Raw genomic sequence first — 15,318 nt, 5'->3', positions numbered from 1 at the left:
AACTATATAATCATATCCTCATGAAATTCAAATCTATCCTTTTTTTCTGTTTTATATTTTATACTAATAATTCTTTTAGCCAACAGAATGACATCATGCCCCAGTCCACACAATATGAGGCACCATTTGACTCCTTAGTAAAAAAGAAACTGGAACACTGGCAAGACAAAAAGTTTGGCATGATTATCCATTGGGGCATATATGCAGTTCCGGGAATTATCGAATCCTGGTCAATCTGTTCGGAAGACTGGATTGAAAGAGACAGTACCATGAAATACGATGATTATAAAAAATGGTATTGGGGATTAAGTGAGAAGTTTAATCCAACAGCATTTAACCCCGAGCAGTGGGCAAAGGCAGGTAAAGATGCGGGAATGAAGTACCTGGTTTTTACCACCAAACATCATGATGGCTTCGCGATGTTCGATACTAAGGAAAGCGATTACAGCATTGCAAAAGGTCCATTTGCCAATAATCCTAAAAAAGACGTGGCCAAATATGTATTCGACGCTTTCCGTAAGCAGAATTTCATGATCGGTGCTTATTTTTCAAAACCCGACTGGCATTCTCAATATTATTGGTGGGATAAATACGCTACAGCAAATAGAAATAACAATTACGATATCAGAAAGAATCCATGGCGTTGGAACATGTTCAAAAGCTATACGCAGAACCAGATCAACGAATTAATGAACAATTACGGAAGTATCGATATTTTATGGTTAGATGGCGGGTGGGTTCGCCCTCGGTCCAGCGTAAATGATGAGGTACTTTCATGGGGTGCGCCGATTCCGGAATGGAGCCAGGATATTGATATGCCTAAAATTGCAGCTGATGCCAGAAAAGTGCAACCTGGTTTGATTGTGGTTGACAGAACAGTACATGGTCAGTTTGAAAACTACCAGACGCCTGAGCAGAAAATCCCTGAAAAACAATTGGATTATCCATGGGAAAGCTGCATGACATTAGGCGGAGCCTGGGGTTTTGTACCTAACGATCAGTATAAATCTGCAAGAGAAGTGGTTCATAAACTGGTAGAAATAGTGGCTAAAGGCGGAAGTTTGCTTTTGGGCGTTGGACCTAAGGCCGATGGGACGTTGCCTGACGATGTGATTAAAAAATTAGAAGAAATTGGGATGTGGACTTCAAAAAATGGTACAGCCATTTATGGAACACGGAGTACCAAAAACTACCATGACGGGCAAAACTGGTTTACCCAAAGTAAAGATGGCAAAACCATCTATGGCATCACGCTATTGAATGGTACTGCACCTAAAGAAATTTCCTGGAAGGGTAGCATCCCCAAAAAAGGGACAACCATTACCTTATTAAGCAATAAGCAAAAAGTAAAATGGAAGTTCATAGATGGCAGAGTACATTTTGATCTTCCAAACACTGATGAGAAAATTGCATTAACTTTCTCTTTTACGCCTGAAACCAACCAGTAATGTTGAAGCAAAGAAGATACTTATGCTTGTGGCCTGCATTGTTTTTATGCAGCAGCCTTTTTGCCCAGGTGAAGAAAAGCCAATTTTTTCCCTATAAAAATCCAAAGTTAAGCGTCGATTTAAGGGTAAAGGACCTGATTTCGAGAATGACTCCTGAAGAAAAATTTTGGCAGTTATTTATGATTCCTGGCGATGTAACCGAACAGAATAAAGATAAATTTAGGCATGGTATTTTTGGTTTACAGGTAAGTGCGGCTGCGCAGGGAACCGGCAATGCGCAACAGATGTTAACTTACAATACCGCTGAAGACGGACTATCCCTGGCAAAAAAAATTAATAAGATACAAAAATTTTTTGTTGAAGAAACGCGTTTGGGCATTCCAATTATCCCGTTCGATGAGGCTTTGCATGGTTTGGTCAGGCAGGGCGCTACTGCTTTTCCCCAATCAATTGGTTTGGCTGCAACTTTTGATACTGGTTTGGTGGGCCGGATCGGTACAGCTATTGGTAGTGAAGCCAGGACGCGTGGCTTGAGAGATCTTTTGGCACCCGTAATCAACATGGCTACAGATGTAAGGTGGGGCAGGGTTGAAGAAACCTATGGAGAAGACTCTTATCTAACCACCGCTCTTGGTCATGCTTTTATGAACGCCATAGAAAAACAGAATATTATTGTTACGCCAAAGCATTTTATTGCTAATGTAGGAGATGGTGGCCGTGATAGTTATCCAATAGAAATGGACAAACATTTTCTGGAAGAAATACACTTTCCGGCATTTAAAGACGGCGTTAAAAATGTAGGCATCCGTTCATTAATGACCTCTTACAACAGCGTTTTCGGTAGGTCTGCAACTTCCAATAAGTGGTTGCTCACTAATAAGCTAAAATCGGAATGGGGCTTTAAAGGGTTCGTTATTTCTGATGCAGGTGCCGTTGGAGGTGCCAATGTATTGCATTTTACGGCCAAAGATTATAAAGATGCCACGGCACAATCTATTAATGCAGGCCTTGATGTAATTTTTCAGGTAGATTATAACCATTACAAACTTTTTTTACCCGCGTTTTTAGATGGCAGTATTCCCAAATCGAGAATAGATGATGCCTTAACAAGGGTGTTGAAGGCCAAATTCGAACTGGGGCTTTTTGAACAGCCTTACGTAGATGAAAGCATTGCTGAAAAGATGTTGAGCGATCAAAGTAATCATCAGTTAGCTGAAGAAGCCGCTTTAAAATCTTTCGTGCTTTTAAAAAATGATGATAACACGCTTCCATTAAGAAGTGCAAAGCGAATTCTGCTCCTTGGGGAGGATGCGATCGAAGCCAGATTGGGTGGCTACAGCGGCACAGGAAACCATAAGATCAATATACTGGATGGCCTGAAAAGCGCAGTATCTAATGATGTTCAGGTTAATTATTTAAAAGGCAGCAGCAGAGAACTACATTCTTATCTTCCAGTTGATAGCCAGTTTCTTTCCACGAATGGGAAAACAGGATTAACAGGGACTTATTACAAAGGACTTCTGCTCTCTGGAAAAGCAGTTAAAGAAATTAATGATAAGGTAGTTAATTTCAGTTGGACATTATACCCACCTGATCAACAGCTCCAACTGGATGATTATTCGGTAAGGTGGGATGGTAAAATTAAAGTGCCACAAAATGCAGATATTAATATCGGATTGGAAGGTAATGATGGTTACCGGTTATATCTTGATAATCAATTATTGATCGACAACTGGGACAAAAAGTCCTTTAGTACGAAGACAATTCCTTTTCATTTCGAAAAAAATAAAGAATATGCCATCCGGATCGAATTTTTTGAACCTAAAGGCAATGGTAAAATCAAACTGATTTGGGATTACAATATCAAAAAATCAAATGAAATAGCAGCTGCTGTGGCTGCGGCAAAAAATAGTGATGTAATCGTATTTGTGGCCGGAATAAAAGAAGGCGAGTTTTTAGATCGGGCAATGCTCAATCTGCCCGGCAACCAGGAATTATTGTTGGAAGAAATCGTAAAAACAGGAAAACCTGTTATCGTGGTATTAACTGGTGGAAGCGCCATTAATATGCAGTCCTGGTTAAATAAAGTAAGCGCAGTTTTAAATGTTTGGTATCCTGGCGAGGCTGGCGGCAGCGCCATTGCAGCGGTATTGCTCGGCAAGGTAAGTCCATCTGGTAAACTTCCAATTACTTACCCGGTTGATGAATCGCAATTGCCATTGGTTTATAATCACAAGCCTACCGGTAGAGGCGATGATTATAATAATTTAAGTGGCGAGCCGCTCTTCCCATTTGGATATGGACTGAGTTATACCAGCTTTTCTTATCAAAATTTAAAGTTCGACCGTAAAAGTATAGCTAAAAATGAAACTGCTACCGTAAGTTTCGAGTTAAAAAATACAGGTAATTACGATGGTGAAGAAGTGGTACAACTTTATATGAGGCCGCTGATCAGCAAATTAGCCCAGCCCGTTCTGGCTTTAAGAGGTTTCAAAAGAGTGCATTTAAAAGTTGGCGAAAGCAAGTATATTTCATTTAAGCTGGATAAAGCTGTACTTCAAACACTTAATATAAAAAATGAATGGGAAGTAGCGCCTGGGGAATATAGAATAATGATCGGATCATCAAGTAAAGCACTTTATTTAAAAGATAATTTGAGCGTTAAGCCATAAAGAAGCTAGGCTGATGGTTAAGGCATAAACCATATCAAGGAAATAGTTGCTGCAGATTCTGGTTAAATCTGCGGCTTTTTTATGCGCAGATTTTTAACCGGATCCTATCCGTAGAGTTAAGCATAGTACCTCTAAGGTTGGTGGATATTGCTGCAGTTTTAATCTTTATGATTACGAACCAAGGCTGTTCCGGCATTGATTTTGGAGATTCGTTTGCCGGCATTATATTTTGACAGTTCGTCATTCCTGTGAAAACGGGAACCTTAATACGATAAAAAGGCAATTAAATTGATCCCTATCAAAGCATTAAGATGCCCAGTCAAGCTGAGCATGACGACAACGCCCAATTTAATTCTTTTACTATTTCCAGATTTATTATTTTGATACGGACTCTTTTCTATTATTCAATCCGTATAGCCCCATGGAACGCTAAACAGATCGTGTGCTAATGAAGATCTCTCCACTGCGCTGCACTTCAGTCGAGATGACTATTTTTTGAGTGCTTCTGGAGTGCTTCTGTGCTTCTGTTCGTAGAGTTAAGCGTAGCGTCTCCTACGGATGTTGAATAAGATTGAGTTTCTAACTCAACGATCGCAAAAAGTCCCTTGCGGTTAAACAAAAATCAATTATTTCAATTCTGCTAAACCCAATTTTATAGCTAACTCATTCAGGTCTTTTACCACTACGTCAATGATCGGAATGCCGCTGATTTTTCTTTCTTGTTCAAATTCGTGCTCAGGCTCTCCTGGTATAATAACCTGTTTGTTGGGATCTACTGTTTTTGCACTTTTAAAGCGTTCTATCCAATTATCCAGGTGATTTTTAAAGTCTGCAGCTGGTCTGAAACCATCTACACGCATAGCACCTAAAAAGTGGCCAAGTCCTTCACCAACCGGATTCGCAGAGGGTTCCAGGAATGCTACAAAAGGAGGTACCCATGGACCATAATTTGCCCCGGATAATACCGCCGATAAAATATCGACCGTTGCACTCAATCCATAACCTTTATGGCTTCCGTGGTCTTTATCGCTCCCTAAAGGAAGAAGCGAACCACCGTTTTTTAATTCGTTAGGGTCGGTAGAGTTTTCCCCATTTTTATCCTGAACCCAACCATCCGGGATACTTTTGTTGGCGCGCTGTGCAATTTCCAGTTTACCGTTAGCTGCAGCTGCAGTCGCCATATCTACCACTACTGGTGGGTATTTACCTGCGGGGAAAGCATAACACATGGGATTAGTACCCAGTAAACGTTCGTTGGCATAAGTAGGTGCAACCAAAGGGCTTGCATTAGTCATGCTGATACCGATCATGTCTTTTTCTACCGCCATTAAGGCATGGTAACCTGCTATGCCGAAGTGATTGGAATTTTTAACTGATACCCAGCCGCTACCATACTTTTCTGCTTTTTCGATAGCAACCTGCATGGCAAAGGGCGCCACCACCAATCCTAGCCCGGCGTCGCCATCTATTGTTACAGTAGTAGGGGTTTCATGAACAATTTTAATGTTTGGAGTAGCATTAATTCGTTTCTTTTCCCACAGGCGTACGTAGCCACTTAAGCGCGCAACGCCATGCGAGTCAATTCCGCGTAAATCTGAGCGGACTAAAACATCGGTTGCTAAACCTGCATGTTCATCTGAACAGCCCATTTTTTTGAAAACATGATAGGTAAAGGTTCGTAGGTTGGTTTCAGTAAAAGTGATGAAGTTCATTTAGTAATATTTGTCGTCACCCTGAATTTATTTCAGGGTCTCAATAGATGCTGAAACAAGTTCAGCATGACGGATCTAAAAAATAAATTATGGCAACAAAACCGTAAAGTCACCGCCTAATGGCTCAAAATTCTCTACGCAAGATGATAGAAAATCTTCTCCATAATTAACATACATGGGTGCAATATTCAAAATCCTTTCCTGCAATGTGCCGTTTGGGAATAGTCTCTTCTTTACGTTATCAATCTGCTGCAAAGCTGTTTCATGTTTTCTTTTTTCTGCCCTGAATAGTTTCTTTTCCAGGTTTGCTAACAAACGGTTGGCTCTTTGTTTTGCCGTATCTGCAGAAACAGAGAGGGTTTTATCTATTTTATAGGCATTTAACTTAATTTGGTCGAAAATGCTGTTAATTGCGCGGGTTTCATCGGCTAAACTGAGCTCGGCAGTTGTATTCCGCTTTACCCAGATGTTCTTCAGTTCTTCTGCGGGAAGGAAAATATCTTCTAATGAGAACCCCAGTCTGTACAGGTTTTCAGCACTGCGTTTGTCGATCAGTAAAGCAGAATTGCGTAGCAATAATACCGGGAAATCTACCTGATAATAGTCGAAATTTGCTTTCAGCTGCATCCAGTAAGATACTTCAGCACCCCCTCCAATATAGGCAATATTAGGTAAAATCACTTCCTGGTACATGGGGCGCATCACCACATTAGGGCTAAACCGTTCAGGATGAGATTCGATTTCGTCTTTTAATTCAGCTTCGGTAAAGCTGATTTCGGTATGGTTGACAATATATTTACCATCTTCAAAAATTAGGCGTTCGCGGAGGTTATCAATCAGGTAAAAGAAATTAATGTCCCGACCGTTAACCTGTGTTTTATAACCCAGTTCTTCGAGATTTTTAGAGCTGTTATCTATATTTTTCGCACTATTATGCTGAATAATATCTTCGGTAATAATATTCGCAAACTGCTTTTTTAATTGAGCGTCATCTGCATTTACAATCACCAGGCCATATTTCTCGAATAAGTTATTCACTAAAAACCGGGTAGCATCGGCTAAATTATCATGTTGCAAATAAGCCTGTTCTACCAGTTTGGCAATCCGTTTTCCATTTTTTGAGATACCAAGGTATCCTTTATATGCGGTTACTGCTGCGGCAACTGTTTTGGTACTTAATCTTCCGGTAGCACCATTGGTTTTCTGGATCCAGCTGATATGTTTCTCATCCACATTAACGTGATTGATCTCATCAAAATCATGATCCTCGGTAGCCATCCAATAAACCGGGACAAAGTTTTTTTCGGGATGGGCCATTTTCAGCTCAATAGCTAAGTTGATGGCCGTTACGATTTTGTAAATAAAATAAAGCGGACCGGTAAATAAATTTAACTGGTGACCGGTCGTTACCGTAAAGGTATTATCAAGCGCTAAAAGCTCTATATTTTTGGTAACCGATTTATTGGGCTTTAAATGCCGGTATTGATCTTGCAGAACCTGAACTAAAGTAGTCCGGTTTCCATGGAAATTTCTGTGTTCAATTGCATGGGCTAAACCCTCCATATCCGGGCGGTAACTGTAAAAAGATTTCAGCTGTTCTTCGTCGTTAATATAATCTAAAACCAGTTTTGAAAATGATCCGGTTTCCTGATAGGAAATATATTTTGCCTGCATGATTTGCGAAAGTAATGCAATTTAAGGATAATTATAAAGTCGCGCCACTATTTTACAATTGTTAAATAATTTTTGCCAGGGTGTCACAGTAATCAGGATAATCATAGTTCTGGCTCAGTTACGGAAAAATAAAAAAAATAATGATTTGTTTTTCGTGGATTCGTCCTTTCAACCGTAGCGAAGAAATATTTTAGCTATGTTGAAAAATCGCTCTCCCGACTTAATTTTCGGGATTGCGCTTCAGTGGAGAGGACGATTCTCTATTAAAGATTGCTTTCAATCGCACCAACTTTTTCACGGTACAGGTCAACCGGACGATCTAAAAGTACAGCAATTACGGTTAATTCAGGATCCAGCTTATCTTCAGGTAGTGGAATGTAAACCATACCAGGTATCTTGCTCCAATATAGTTTGTTATAAATTTCGTGCGGAAGCATAGTGCCTTCACCTACAATCCTGATCCTGCTGATGTCGTTTTTTAAGCCTTTAATGGCAATGGGACCAGTTGGTGTGCCTTCTACAAATAAATAAAGCGTTTGTTTATCGGCAGAAAGTGCGGTGTTGCCCTGGTAATGCCCGCCAGGGATTCCTTTTCCGGTTTTGTAAAGGGCCTCGGCATTTTTGATTACCCAGTTACTAACTTTTTGATCCGCATTTTTAATGCCTGGGTCAAAGTCTAAACCGTCGGCAGGTAAGCTGCTATTTTGAAATATATTAATGCCGGCGTTTAAATTACCGGCCAGTTTATTCAGGCTTAAGCTGGTTAACTCATTTTCTTTGGGCGCGGCATACAGGTCTGCCAGCGAAAGGGCGGCTTGTTTACTATCCGCAAGTTCGATAGGGCCATCTAAGGAGACTTTTATAACGGTTACATCGCTGTCGAAATCAGGTTCTTTTAAATTAAGTAAATAATCAGTTTCATTTAATTTGATTGAATGTATCTGCGCTTTGCTGCCAACGATTTCAATTTTGTTGATTTTCGATTTGATACCTGATAGCAAAATGCCATTTTTTGTTTTATAGTCCAGATACAGATACAACACATCTTTGTTTTTGGATAAACTCGTTTTTCCGACAATGTGGCCGCTTGGGATTCCAGCCTGCGTACCGTAAATGGCTTCAGCATGTTTTTGTGTCCAGTGAGCTAAACCTTTTAAAATTTTAACCTGTTCAGGCGCAATGGTTCCATCCGCTTTCGGACCGATATCAAGCAACAAATTACCACCCATACTAATGCAATCAACAAGTGTACGGATAATCATATTCGGCGATTTGTAGTGGTTGTCATAAGGTTGGTATCCCCACGAATCGTTCATGGTGTAACACAATTCCCACTCTGGAGATGCAGGCTTTAACACCGGAACACCCTGCTCCGGTGTATCGTAATCGCCGTGGCCATTTAAACGCGAATTGATAATAACATTTGGATTCGCCTTACGCAGATTTTCCAATATTTGTTTAGCCTGCCATTCTTCGCCGCTATGTTCCCAATCGCCATCAAACCAAACTAAATCCGGATTGTATTGGCTGGAAAGTTCATTGAGCTGTCCATGAAAATAATTCTGGAATTTTTTAAACCGGGCAGGGTCTTGCTTATATTCGTAACGGTTTCTGTCACGCGTAAAACCGTCATAATCAGGATAGCTCCAATCTGGTAATGAAAAATATAAACCTGTTTTAAGACCTGATTTTTTAAGTTCACTTACAAATGGTGTAATTAAATCTTTTTTGGCTGCACTATGCTTTACCGTGGTGGTAGCACCTGGCATTTTACTGTCCCAAAGTGCAACACCGTCATGATGTTTTGTTGTAATTACGGCATATCTGGCACCACTCTCTTTTATTAAATTTACCCATGTTGCGGGCTGGTATTTAGCTGCAGTAAAACCATCAAGCTGTTTCATGTAAGCGTTATGATTAATGTAGTTGTTAAAAAACGACCAGGATTCGGAAATTCCATTTACGGAGTATATGCCCCAGTGAATAAAAATGCCCAGTTTAGCATCGGCAAACCACCGCATTTTTTGATCAGGTACCTTTGGTTGGGCATAAAGTTTATTGCCAATAAGTAATGGGAATAAAACAAAGAAAAACCTTAAATAACGCATAATGTTGTTTAGTATAGCTAACGTTAAAGATAATATTCTGAAAGTGATTTGGTTTAAAAGATGCGCATTTATGACATTCCGCGATATGTTGAAACGAAAAAGAGCTAATCCTACTATCTTATTTTTGGTGTTGTATAATTTATAAATTGCAGTTAGATTTCGTACCGGATGTTATCTTCCGGCATCACTAGCCTAAAACAGATTAAATACCTTGGAAAAAGCTACCTTATTTTACCTGGAAAAACCCGATATCAAAATATCGATGGAATTGTATTTTACTGATCGTGATCAACTTTACTTTGATGGATATGATATTGGAAAATCAATTGAAGCCATCTGGGGAGATACGGATTATGAATATACCTATACCCTTGAACCAGAAGAGGTAGATAAGTTTTATCAAATCTTTAATTTAGCACCAGGGGATAAGTCTGGTTTATTATTCGCTTTAAAGCAGCGGTTTAGTGGTAATAAGGCCTATTCGCTGTTTGGCGAATTTATGAATGCTAATCACATAGCCTATACTGCTTTTTCCTGGAGCTGAAAAGCATAAATAGTTAACCTTTGTTAGGAACAGTACTTCGGTAATAAATAACCAGTTCTTATTTTTAAAAAAAAGCCGCTCTGAATAATCAGAACGGCTATAAATATTTGGTTTATGTTTTACCATTTTTTACGGCGTTCGCCACTTCCACCTTCACGGTTTCCGCCTTCTCTACGTCCGCTTCCACCTTTTTCATCACGGCTGCGACCAGAGAAATCTCTGAAACCGCCACCGCTGTTTCCACCTTCACGTCTTCCGCTGCCGCCAGAACTTCTTCTGTCGCCACCACGATAACCACCGCCGCTTCTGCGTTCGCCGCCGAAACCACCGCCACGTCTTTCACCGCCACCGCGCCTTTCGCCAGCACCTTCACCACGACCGCTATCTCCGCTTTTCTCGATACGTACCTGGCGACCGTTAAATTCAACTGATTTAAAGCCTTCAAAAACTTTGTCTGCAACAGCATCTTCTACTTCAAAGAAAGAGAAAACACCTTTTAAATCAATTTTACCAACGCTTTTGCCACCAATTTTACCGTTGTTACAGATAAAAGATAACATATCGCCCCGGGTAAATTCATCTACAGAACCTAAATTAATAAACAAACGGGTATAGCCTTCGCTACCGCGTCCGCGTCTTTCGCCACGCTCACCTCTTTCACCACGATCTTCACCTACAGCAGCATTTAAATCAGGCGCTTTGGCATAATAATCTAAGAAACGGTTAAATTCCAGCGAAGCAAAACGTTTAATCACATCCTCTTTAGATAGATCTTTAAATTCATCCATAATACGAGGAATGTACTGATCGATCTGTTCGTTGTTAACCTCTACATTGTGTACTTTGTGTACCAGTGAGAACAATTGTTTTTCGCAAACATCAAATCCTGTAGGCAGTTCGGCTTTGGTAAACTGTTTACCGATAATGCGCTCTAACTGACGGATTTTGCCCAGTTCTTTAGAGTTGATGATACAGATGGAGATACCGGTTTTACCTGCACGGCCGGTACGGCCCGAACGGTGGGTATAACTTTCAATTTCATCAGGTAAAGAATAGTTGATTACGTGCGTTACATTGTTTACGTCAATACCGCGTGCAGCCACATCAGTAGCAATTAACAATTGCATGTTACGCTCACGGAAACGCTGCATTACCTTATCACGTTGTTGTTGCGATAAATCGCCGTGTAAAGCATCAGCATTATAGCCGTCTTTAATTAAATGTTCTGCAATATCCTGGGTATCTAATTTCGTTTTGCAGAAAACAACGCCAAAAATATCAGGGTTAAAATCTACAATTCGTTTTAAGGCAGCGTATTTATCACGTGCACGAACGATGTAATATTCGTGTTCGATGTTAACGTTACCAGTGTTTTTTGTGCCCATGGTTAGTTCTACAGGGTTATCCATATAGTTTTTAGCTATACGGCGAACTTCCGACGGCATGGTAGCCGAGAATAACCAGGTTTTTTTGTCATCAGGAGTGGTTGATAAAATGTCGTTGATGTCGTCCTGGAAACCCATGTTCAACATCTCGTCAGCTTCATCAAGCACCACATATTTAACATTTGAAAAATCGATGGCTTTACGGCCAATGATATCCAACATACGGCCGGGCGTGGCCACTACGATCTGAATTCCCTGACGGATTTCGCGTAGTTGTTGCATAATGTTCGCGCCACCGTAAACGGCAACCACGTGGGCATTAGCAATGTTTTTAGAAAAGTTTTTAAGGTCGTTAGCGATTTGCAAGCATAACTCACGGGTAGGGCATAAAATCAATGCCTGTGGTTTGTTAACTTTAAAATCGATTAGTTCTAACAGCGGCAAACCAAATGCGGCTGTTTTTCCTGTTCCTGTTTGGGCCAAACCAACAAAATCATTAGTGCCTTCTAACAGTACAGGAATACTTTGCTCCTGAATCGGCGTTGGATTTTCGAATCCAAGGTCCTTTACGGCATTAACGACGTCATCACTTATCCCCAATAATTGAAATGGGTTTGTCATTCGTCTATTTATTTTAATTGAGCCGCAAAGGTACGGTTAATATTTTGTATTTCACAGAGAATCAAGTAAATAGTTTTTTAGGCTAAATGTTTGGAAATAAGGACGAAATAGGGTGGTTAAAAAAATAGAAAGAAAATGGCAGGCTGGCAAAGGGCAAATTGTCGCTTAAAACCTTTAAACGGATTACCGCATTAAAACTTGATTTCTTTAGTCGCCGAAATTAGGATTTGATCAGTACCGATCAATTTTAATTAGTTATCAGTCCTCAAAATTCTTTCCATCGTTTTGCCTTTAGCCAATTCATCAACCAATTTATCCAGGTAACGCACTTGTCTGGTCAATGGATACTCAATTTCTTCAATCCGGTAACCACAAATCATACCGGTAATCAAATGCGCTTTCGGATTGATATTAGCTTGTTCGAAAAAGTCTTTAAAGGTTGTTTTCTGTTGGATGTGTTTTTGGATTTGTTCTTCTTTGTAGCTTGTTAACCAGTTAATTACCTGGTGCAGCTCTTCAACTGTTCTTCCTTTTTTCTCAACTTTTGTAACATAATGCGGGTAAACAGATGAAAAAGTCATTTTAGCTATTTTTTCATTATGCTCCGGGGTTACCTTCATTGTAATCTTTTTAATTTCCTTTTACAATATTTATAAGGAGTGGAGATAAATCTAAAATTTATTGATAAATTGATCTATTCTCCTTTTGTTCTCTTGCTGCAGTAAAGACGGATACAGATTCATAATTATGTTTACAAACATGATAATGCCGCCAGATTTAAATTTGAAATTGTAAAAAGCAACAATTGCAAAACAAGTTACAAAAATAAACGCAATTAAATGATCTGTTTCCGATGTCGTCATCTCAGCACGTAATTTAATTAAACCAGCCTCGTCAATCTTGCCTTTAAGTTTAAGTTTTTGATTGAAAAATTTGAAAAAAGTATTTTTCACTATCCATTTAAAAACAGGCAATCCAATAATTTTATTCAGTTTTTCACTTTTAATAAAATTAAGGTGATTTAGGTGATTGTGGTAAAAATCAGTTTTTCTGATGAAAGCGTTTATCAACATGCCGACAATCCATGAGATAAAGGCAATCGAAATACTGAAAGATAGATATTTAATAATCATTTTAAAATCAAACCCTTAAGCAAGCTCTGAAAGCCCTTGCTGCATAATAAGATTCTGCGCCATTATGATAAGTGAAAACTTTTCCATAGCGGTAGTCGCAAAACAATGCGCCGCCCAGGTTTCTAATATCATCAGGTGTTTTGATCCAGCTGGAGGTTTTGCTGTCAAACTTGCCAAATTGCTGCAAATAATGATATTGTGTTTCGGTTAAAAGTTCAACACCCCATTCATTTGCAAGATTAATGGCGCTGTCTTTTGGCTTATGTTCTTTTCTTGATGCCAGCGCTTCGGCATCATAACACACACTTCTACGTCCTTTTGGACTTTCAGCGGCACAATCGAAAAAAAGATAAATGCCGTTTTTGTTGTCAAGATCAACTACGTCCGGTTCTCCACCGGTTTCTTCCATTTCATTCAGCGCCCAAAGTTTCTGTGGATTGGCTTCCAATTTATTCAGTACGTGTTGCCATTCCATATCCTCGTGCCGGTTCATGTTTTTTTCGAAACGTTGCTTTAATAAGTTAAGCAATTCACGGGTTCGATCTGTAGATAACATTCGGTTTTTCATCATGAAATCGATTAAACTATCTTAATCTTTCAGCAGAACGGATCAGCCTTTCATCTTTATTGATGCCAAAAATAGCCAGTACAATAAAGAGGATCGCTACAGCTGGCAGGTAAGCGCCAACACCAAAATTAGCACCTTCTATGCCGCCAGGAAGTTCTTTTACATAAATGCTGCACCAAAAAGCAAACCCGGCAATAGCTGCAATGGTAAATACTGCAATCCGTTTTTGCTGAGTACGTTTTTTAAATCTGAAAATGTTAATGAAGCACAGCAATATCAGTACGGAGTGTGTAATGATTAAGGGCAGGAAAACGTCAACATTTAGTACCTTTCCGCTTTTTCCATTAACAAAGTAATGCAGGCCATTTGTGAATACCTGATTTTCATCACCACTGACAACTTTTGTTGCGATTGGTAAAAAAAGCATTAAAATAAGGGTTAAAGTGGCTAAAAAAAGCCAGATAGATTGTATTCTTTGTATCATGAATGTAAATATATTAGAACAAATCTAGCCTTTTTTGATAAAAGAAAGAAGATTAAAGTTACTGGATAGGAGTGGGATTCGTATATAAGAAGCATTAATGACTGTTTGTGACGGGAATTTTCGCTGAGCTCCAAACGCCCAACTCCAAACTCTGGCCTTCGCGCTTTGCCCTTTGGCTGTTAAACTGTACTTTTGCATTGTTTTGAGTAAAAAAAGGTATTTCATCCAATTGGCATACGATGGCAGCTTATACCATGGCTGGCAAACGCAACCTAACGCGATCACCGTTCAGGAATTGTTGGATAAGGCGATGTCTGTTTTTTTTCGGCAGCCTATCGAAACATTGGGCTGTGGAAGAACCGATGCCGGAGTGCATGCCACAGATTTTTATGCACATTTTGATGTTGAAGATGTAGAAGAACTTAAGGTACTGAATGCCATTGCTGGCATCAATGCCATGTTGCCCTATCAAATTGCTGCAAAAAAAATAATGCCCGTACATCCTGATGCCCATGCCCGCTTTGATGCGACAGCACGTGCTTATCAATATTATATCCACTTTGCAAAAGATCCTTTTAAGGTTAACAGGTCATGGTTGGTAAAAGATCCGCTTGACGTGGAAACCATGAATGAGGCTGCTGCTGTTTTGTTAAATTATACCGATTTCTCCTGTTTCAGTAAATCAAATACCCAAACTTTTACCAACAATTGTAAAATCACTAAAGCGGTATTTGAAGAACAGGAAGGTGGCCTGGTTTTTACCATACAGGCAGATCGTTTTTTGCGGAACATGGTGAGGGCCATTATGGGTACTTTGGTGTCGGTTGGTAAAAAAGAAATAAATTTAGCTGCTTTTAAGGCAATAATAGAAAGTAAAAACCGTAGCAAGGCCGGGCAATCGGTACCTGCATGTGGTTTGTATTTAGTAAAAATAGAATATCCATATTTGCGGTAGAAGGCCGAAAGTTT

At 39.6% G+C, this 15,318-nt stretch carries 12 protein-coding genes; 4 read left to right on the top strand and 8 right to left on the bottom strand.

Going from position 1 to position 15,318, the window contains the following annotated elements:
* Positions 1 to 20 precede the first annotated feature (20 nt).
* Both BM107_RS15005 and BM107_RS15000 read left to right on the top strand, forming a co-directional pair.
* Positions 21 to 1,448, top strand: a complete 1,428-nt coding sequence (locus tag BM107_RS15005) for an alpha-L-fucosidase (protein ID WP_090984740.1) — start codon at positions 21 to 23, stop codon at positions 1,446 to 1,448.
* Entirely contained in the window at positions 1,448 to 4,120 is a 2,673-nt protein-coding gene (locus BM107_RS15000; RefSeq protein ID WP_139222295.1) for a glycoside hydrolase family 3 C-terminal domain-containing protein, read from the top strand. Before BM107_RS15005 ends, BM107_RS15000 begins: the two co-directional genes overlap by 1 nt.
* Positions 4,121 to 4,746: 626 nt before the next feature.
* Here BM107_RS15000 and BM107_RS14995 read toward each other — a convergent pair.
* From BM107_RS14995 to BM107_RS14985, 3 genes are all read right to left on the bottom strand, one after another.
* The gene (locus BM107_RS14995) at positions 4,747 to 5,832 is read right to left on the bottom strand and encodes an Ldh family oxidoreductase (RefSeq protein WP_090984738.1); all 1,086 of its coding nucleotides are present in this window, start codon (positions 5,830 to 5,832) and stop codon (positions 4,747 to 4,749) included.
* Positions 5,833 to 5,919: 87 nt separating this feature from the next.
* Positions 5,920 to 7,506 carry a bacillithiol biosynthesis cysteine-adding enzyme BshC gene (gene bshC, locus BM107_RS14990; protein WP_090984736.1) on the bottom strand — a complete coding sequence of 529 codons (1,587 nt, stop codon included), beginning with the start codon at positions 7,504 to 7,506 and terminating at the stop codon, positions 5,920 to 5,922.
* Positions 7,507 to 7,769: 263 nt separating this feature from the next.
* Positions 7,770 to 9,614: an alpha-L-fucosidase gene (locus BM107_RS14985; RefSeq protein ID WP_090984734.1), complete on the bottom strand. Its 1,845-nt coding sequence runs from the start codon at positions 9,612 to 9,614 to the stop codon at positions 7,770 to 7,772.
* A 211-nt stretch (positions 9,615 to 9,825) separates the two neighbouring features.
* Here BM107_RS14985 and BM107_RS14980 point away from each other — a divergent pair, with 211 nt between their 5' ends.
* Complete coding sequence (locus tag BM107_RS14980; protein WP_134204800.1) at positions 9,826 to 10,158, top strand: hypothetical protein; 333 nt, start codon at positions 9,826 to 9,828, stop codon at positions 10,156 to 10,158.
* A gap of 119 nt (positions 10,159 to 10,277) precedes the next feature.
* Here the strand turns inward: BM107_RS14980 and BM107_RS14975 are convergent, their stop codons facing one another.
* From BM107_RS14975 to BM107_RS14955, 5 genes are all read right to left on the bottom strand, one after another.
* On the bottom strand, positions 10,278 to 12,164 hold the full coding sequence (locus tag BM107_RS14975; RefSeq protein ID WP_090984730.1) for a DEAD/DEAH box helicase: 1,887 nt from the start codon (positions 12,162 to 12,164) through the stop codon (positions 10,278 to 10,280).
* 251 nt (positions 12,165 to 12,415) lie between these two features.
* Entirely contained in the window at positions 12,416 to 12,784 is a 369-nt protein-coding gene (locus tag BM107_RS14970; protein WP_090984728.1) for a DUF2200 domain-containing protein, read from the bottom strand.
* 51 nt (positions 12,785 to 12,835) lie between these two features.
* Positions 12,836 to 13,297 carry a glycosyl-4,4'-diaponeurosporenoate acyltransferase CrtO family protein gene (locus BM107_RS14965; protein WP_090984726.1) on the bottom strand — a complete coding sequence of 154 codons (462 nt, stop codon included), beginning with the start codon at positions 13,295 to 13,297 and terminating at the stop codon, positions 12,836 to 12,838.
* A gap of 7 nt (positions 13,298 to 13,304) precedes the next feature.
* A complete protein-coding gene (locus BM107_RS14960; RefSeq protein ID WP_397239754.1) occupies positions 13,305 to 13,865 on the bottom strand; it encodes a DUF4256 domain-containing protein in 561 nt (186 codons plus the stop codon).
* A gap of 16 nt (positions 13,866 to 13,881) precedes the next feature.
* Complete coding sequence (locus tag BM107_RS14955; protein WP_090984722.1) at positions 13,882 to 14,349, bottom strand: DUF4293 domain-containing protein; 468 nt, start codon at positions 14,347 to 14,349, stop codon at positions 13,882 to 13,884.
* Between the two features lie 202 nt (positions 14,350 to 14,551).
* Between BM107_RS14955 and truA the strand changes: the two genes are divergently transcribed.
* The gene (gene truA / locus BM107_RS14950) at positions 14,552 to 15,304 is read left to right on the top strand and encodes a tRNA pseudouridine(38-40) synthase TruA (protein WP_090985023.1); all 753 of its coding nucleotides are present in this window, start codon (positions 14,552 to 14,554) and stop codon (positions 15,302 to 15,304) included.
* The last annotated feature ends 14 nt before the right edge of the window (positions 15,305 to 15,318 follow it).

Origin of the sequence: Pedobacter suwonensis, assembly GCF_900111825.1 — a bacterium.
GTDB lineage: Bacteria > Bacteroidota > Bacteroidia > Sphingobacteriales > Sphingobacteriaceae > Pedobacter > Pedobacter suwonensis.
The sequence above is the reverse complement of the archived record's forward strand: the minus strand, read 5'-3'. Positions and strand labels throughout refer to the sequence as shown.

What these genes read in the sequence shown, in the direction of transcription:
- bshC (WP_090984736.1), bottom strand. Translation starts at nt 7,506, where the DNA reads ATGCAGGCAAAATATATTTCCTATCAGGAAACCGGATCATTTTCAAAA.
- BM107_RS14975 (WP_090984730.1), bottom strand. Translation starts at nt 12,164, where the DNA reads ATGACAAACCCATTTCAATTATTGGGGATAAGTGATGACGTCGTTAAT.
- BM107_RS14970 (WP_090984728.1), bottom strand. Translation starts at nt 12,784, where the DNA reads ATGAAGGTAACCCCGGAGCATAATGAAAAAATAGCTAAAATGACTTTT.
- BM107_RS14985 (WP_090984734.1), bottom strand. Translation starts at nt 9,614, where the DNA reads ATGCGTTATTTAAGGTTTTTCTTTGTTTTATTCCCATTACTTATTGGC.
- BM107_RS15005 (WP_090984740.1), top strand. Translation starts at nt 21, where the DNA reads ATGAAATTCAAATCTATCCTTTTTTTCTGTTTTATATTTTATACTAAT.
- BM107_RS14960 (WP_397239754.1), bottom strand. Translation starts at nt 13,865, where the DNA reads ATGAAAAACCGAATGTTATCTACAGATCGAACCCGTGAATTGCTTAAC.
- BM107_RS14955 (WP_090984722.1), bottom strand. Translation starts at nt 14,349, where the DNA reads ATGATACAAAGAATACAATCTATCTGGCTTTTTTTAGCCACTTTAACC.
- BM107_RS15000 (WP_139222295.1), top strand. Translation starts at nt 1,448, where the DNA reads ATGTTGAAGCAAAGAAGATACTTATGCTTGTGGCCTGCATTGTTTTTA.
- BM107_RS14965 (WP_090984726.1), bottom strand. Translation starts at nt 13,297, where the DNA reads ATGATTATTAAATATCTATCTTTCAGTATTTCGATTGCCTTTATCTCA.
- BM107_RS14995 (WP_090984738.1), bottom strand. Translation starts at nt 5,832, where the DNA reads ATGAACTTCATCACTTTTACTGAAACCAACCTACGAACCTTTACCTAT.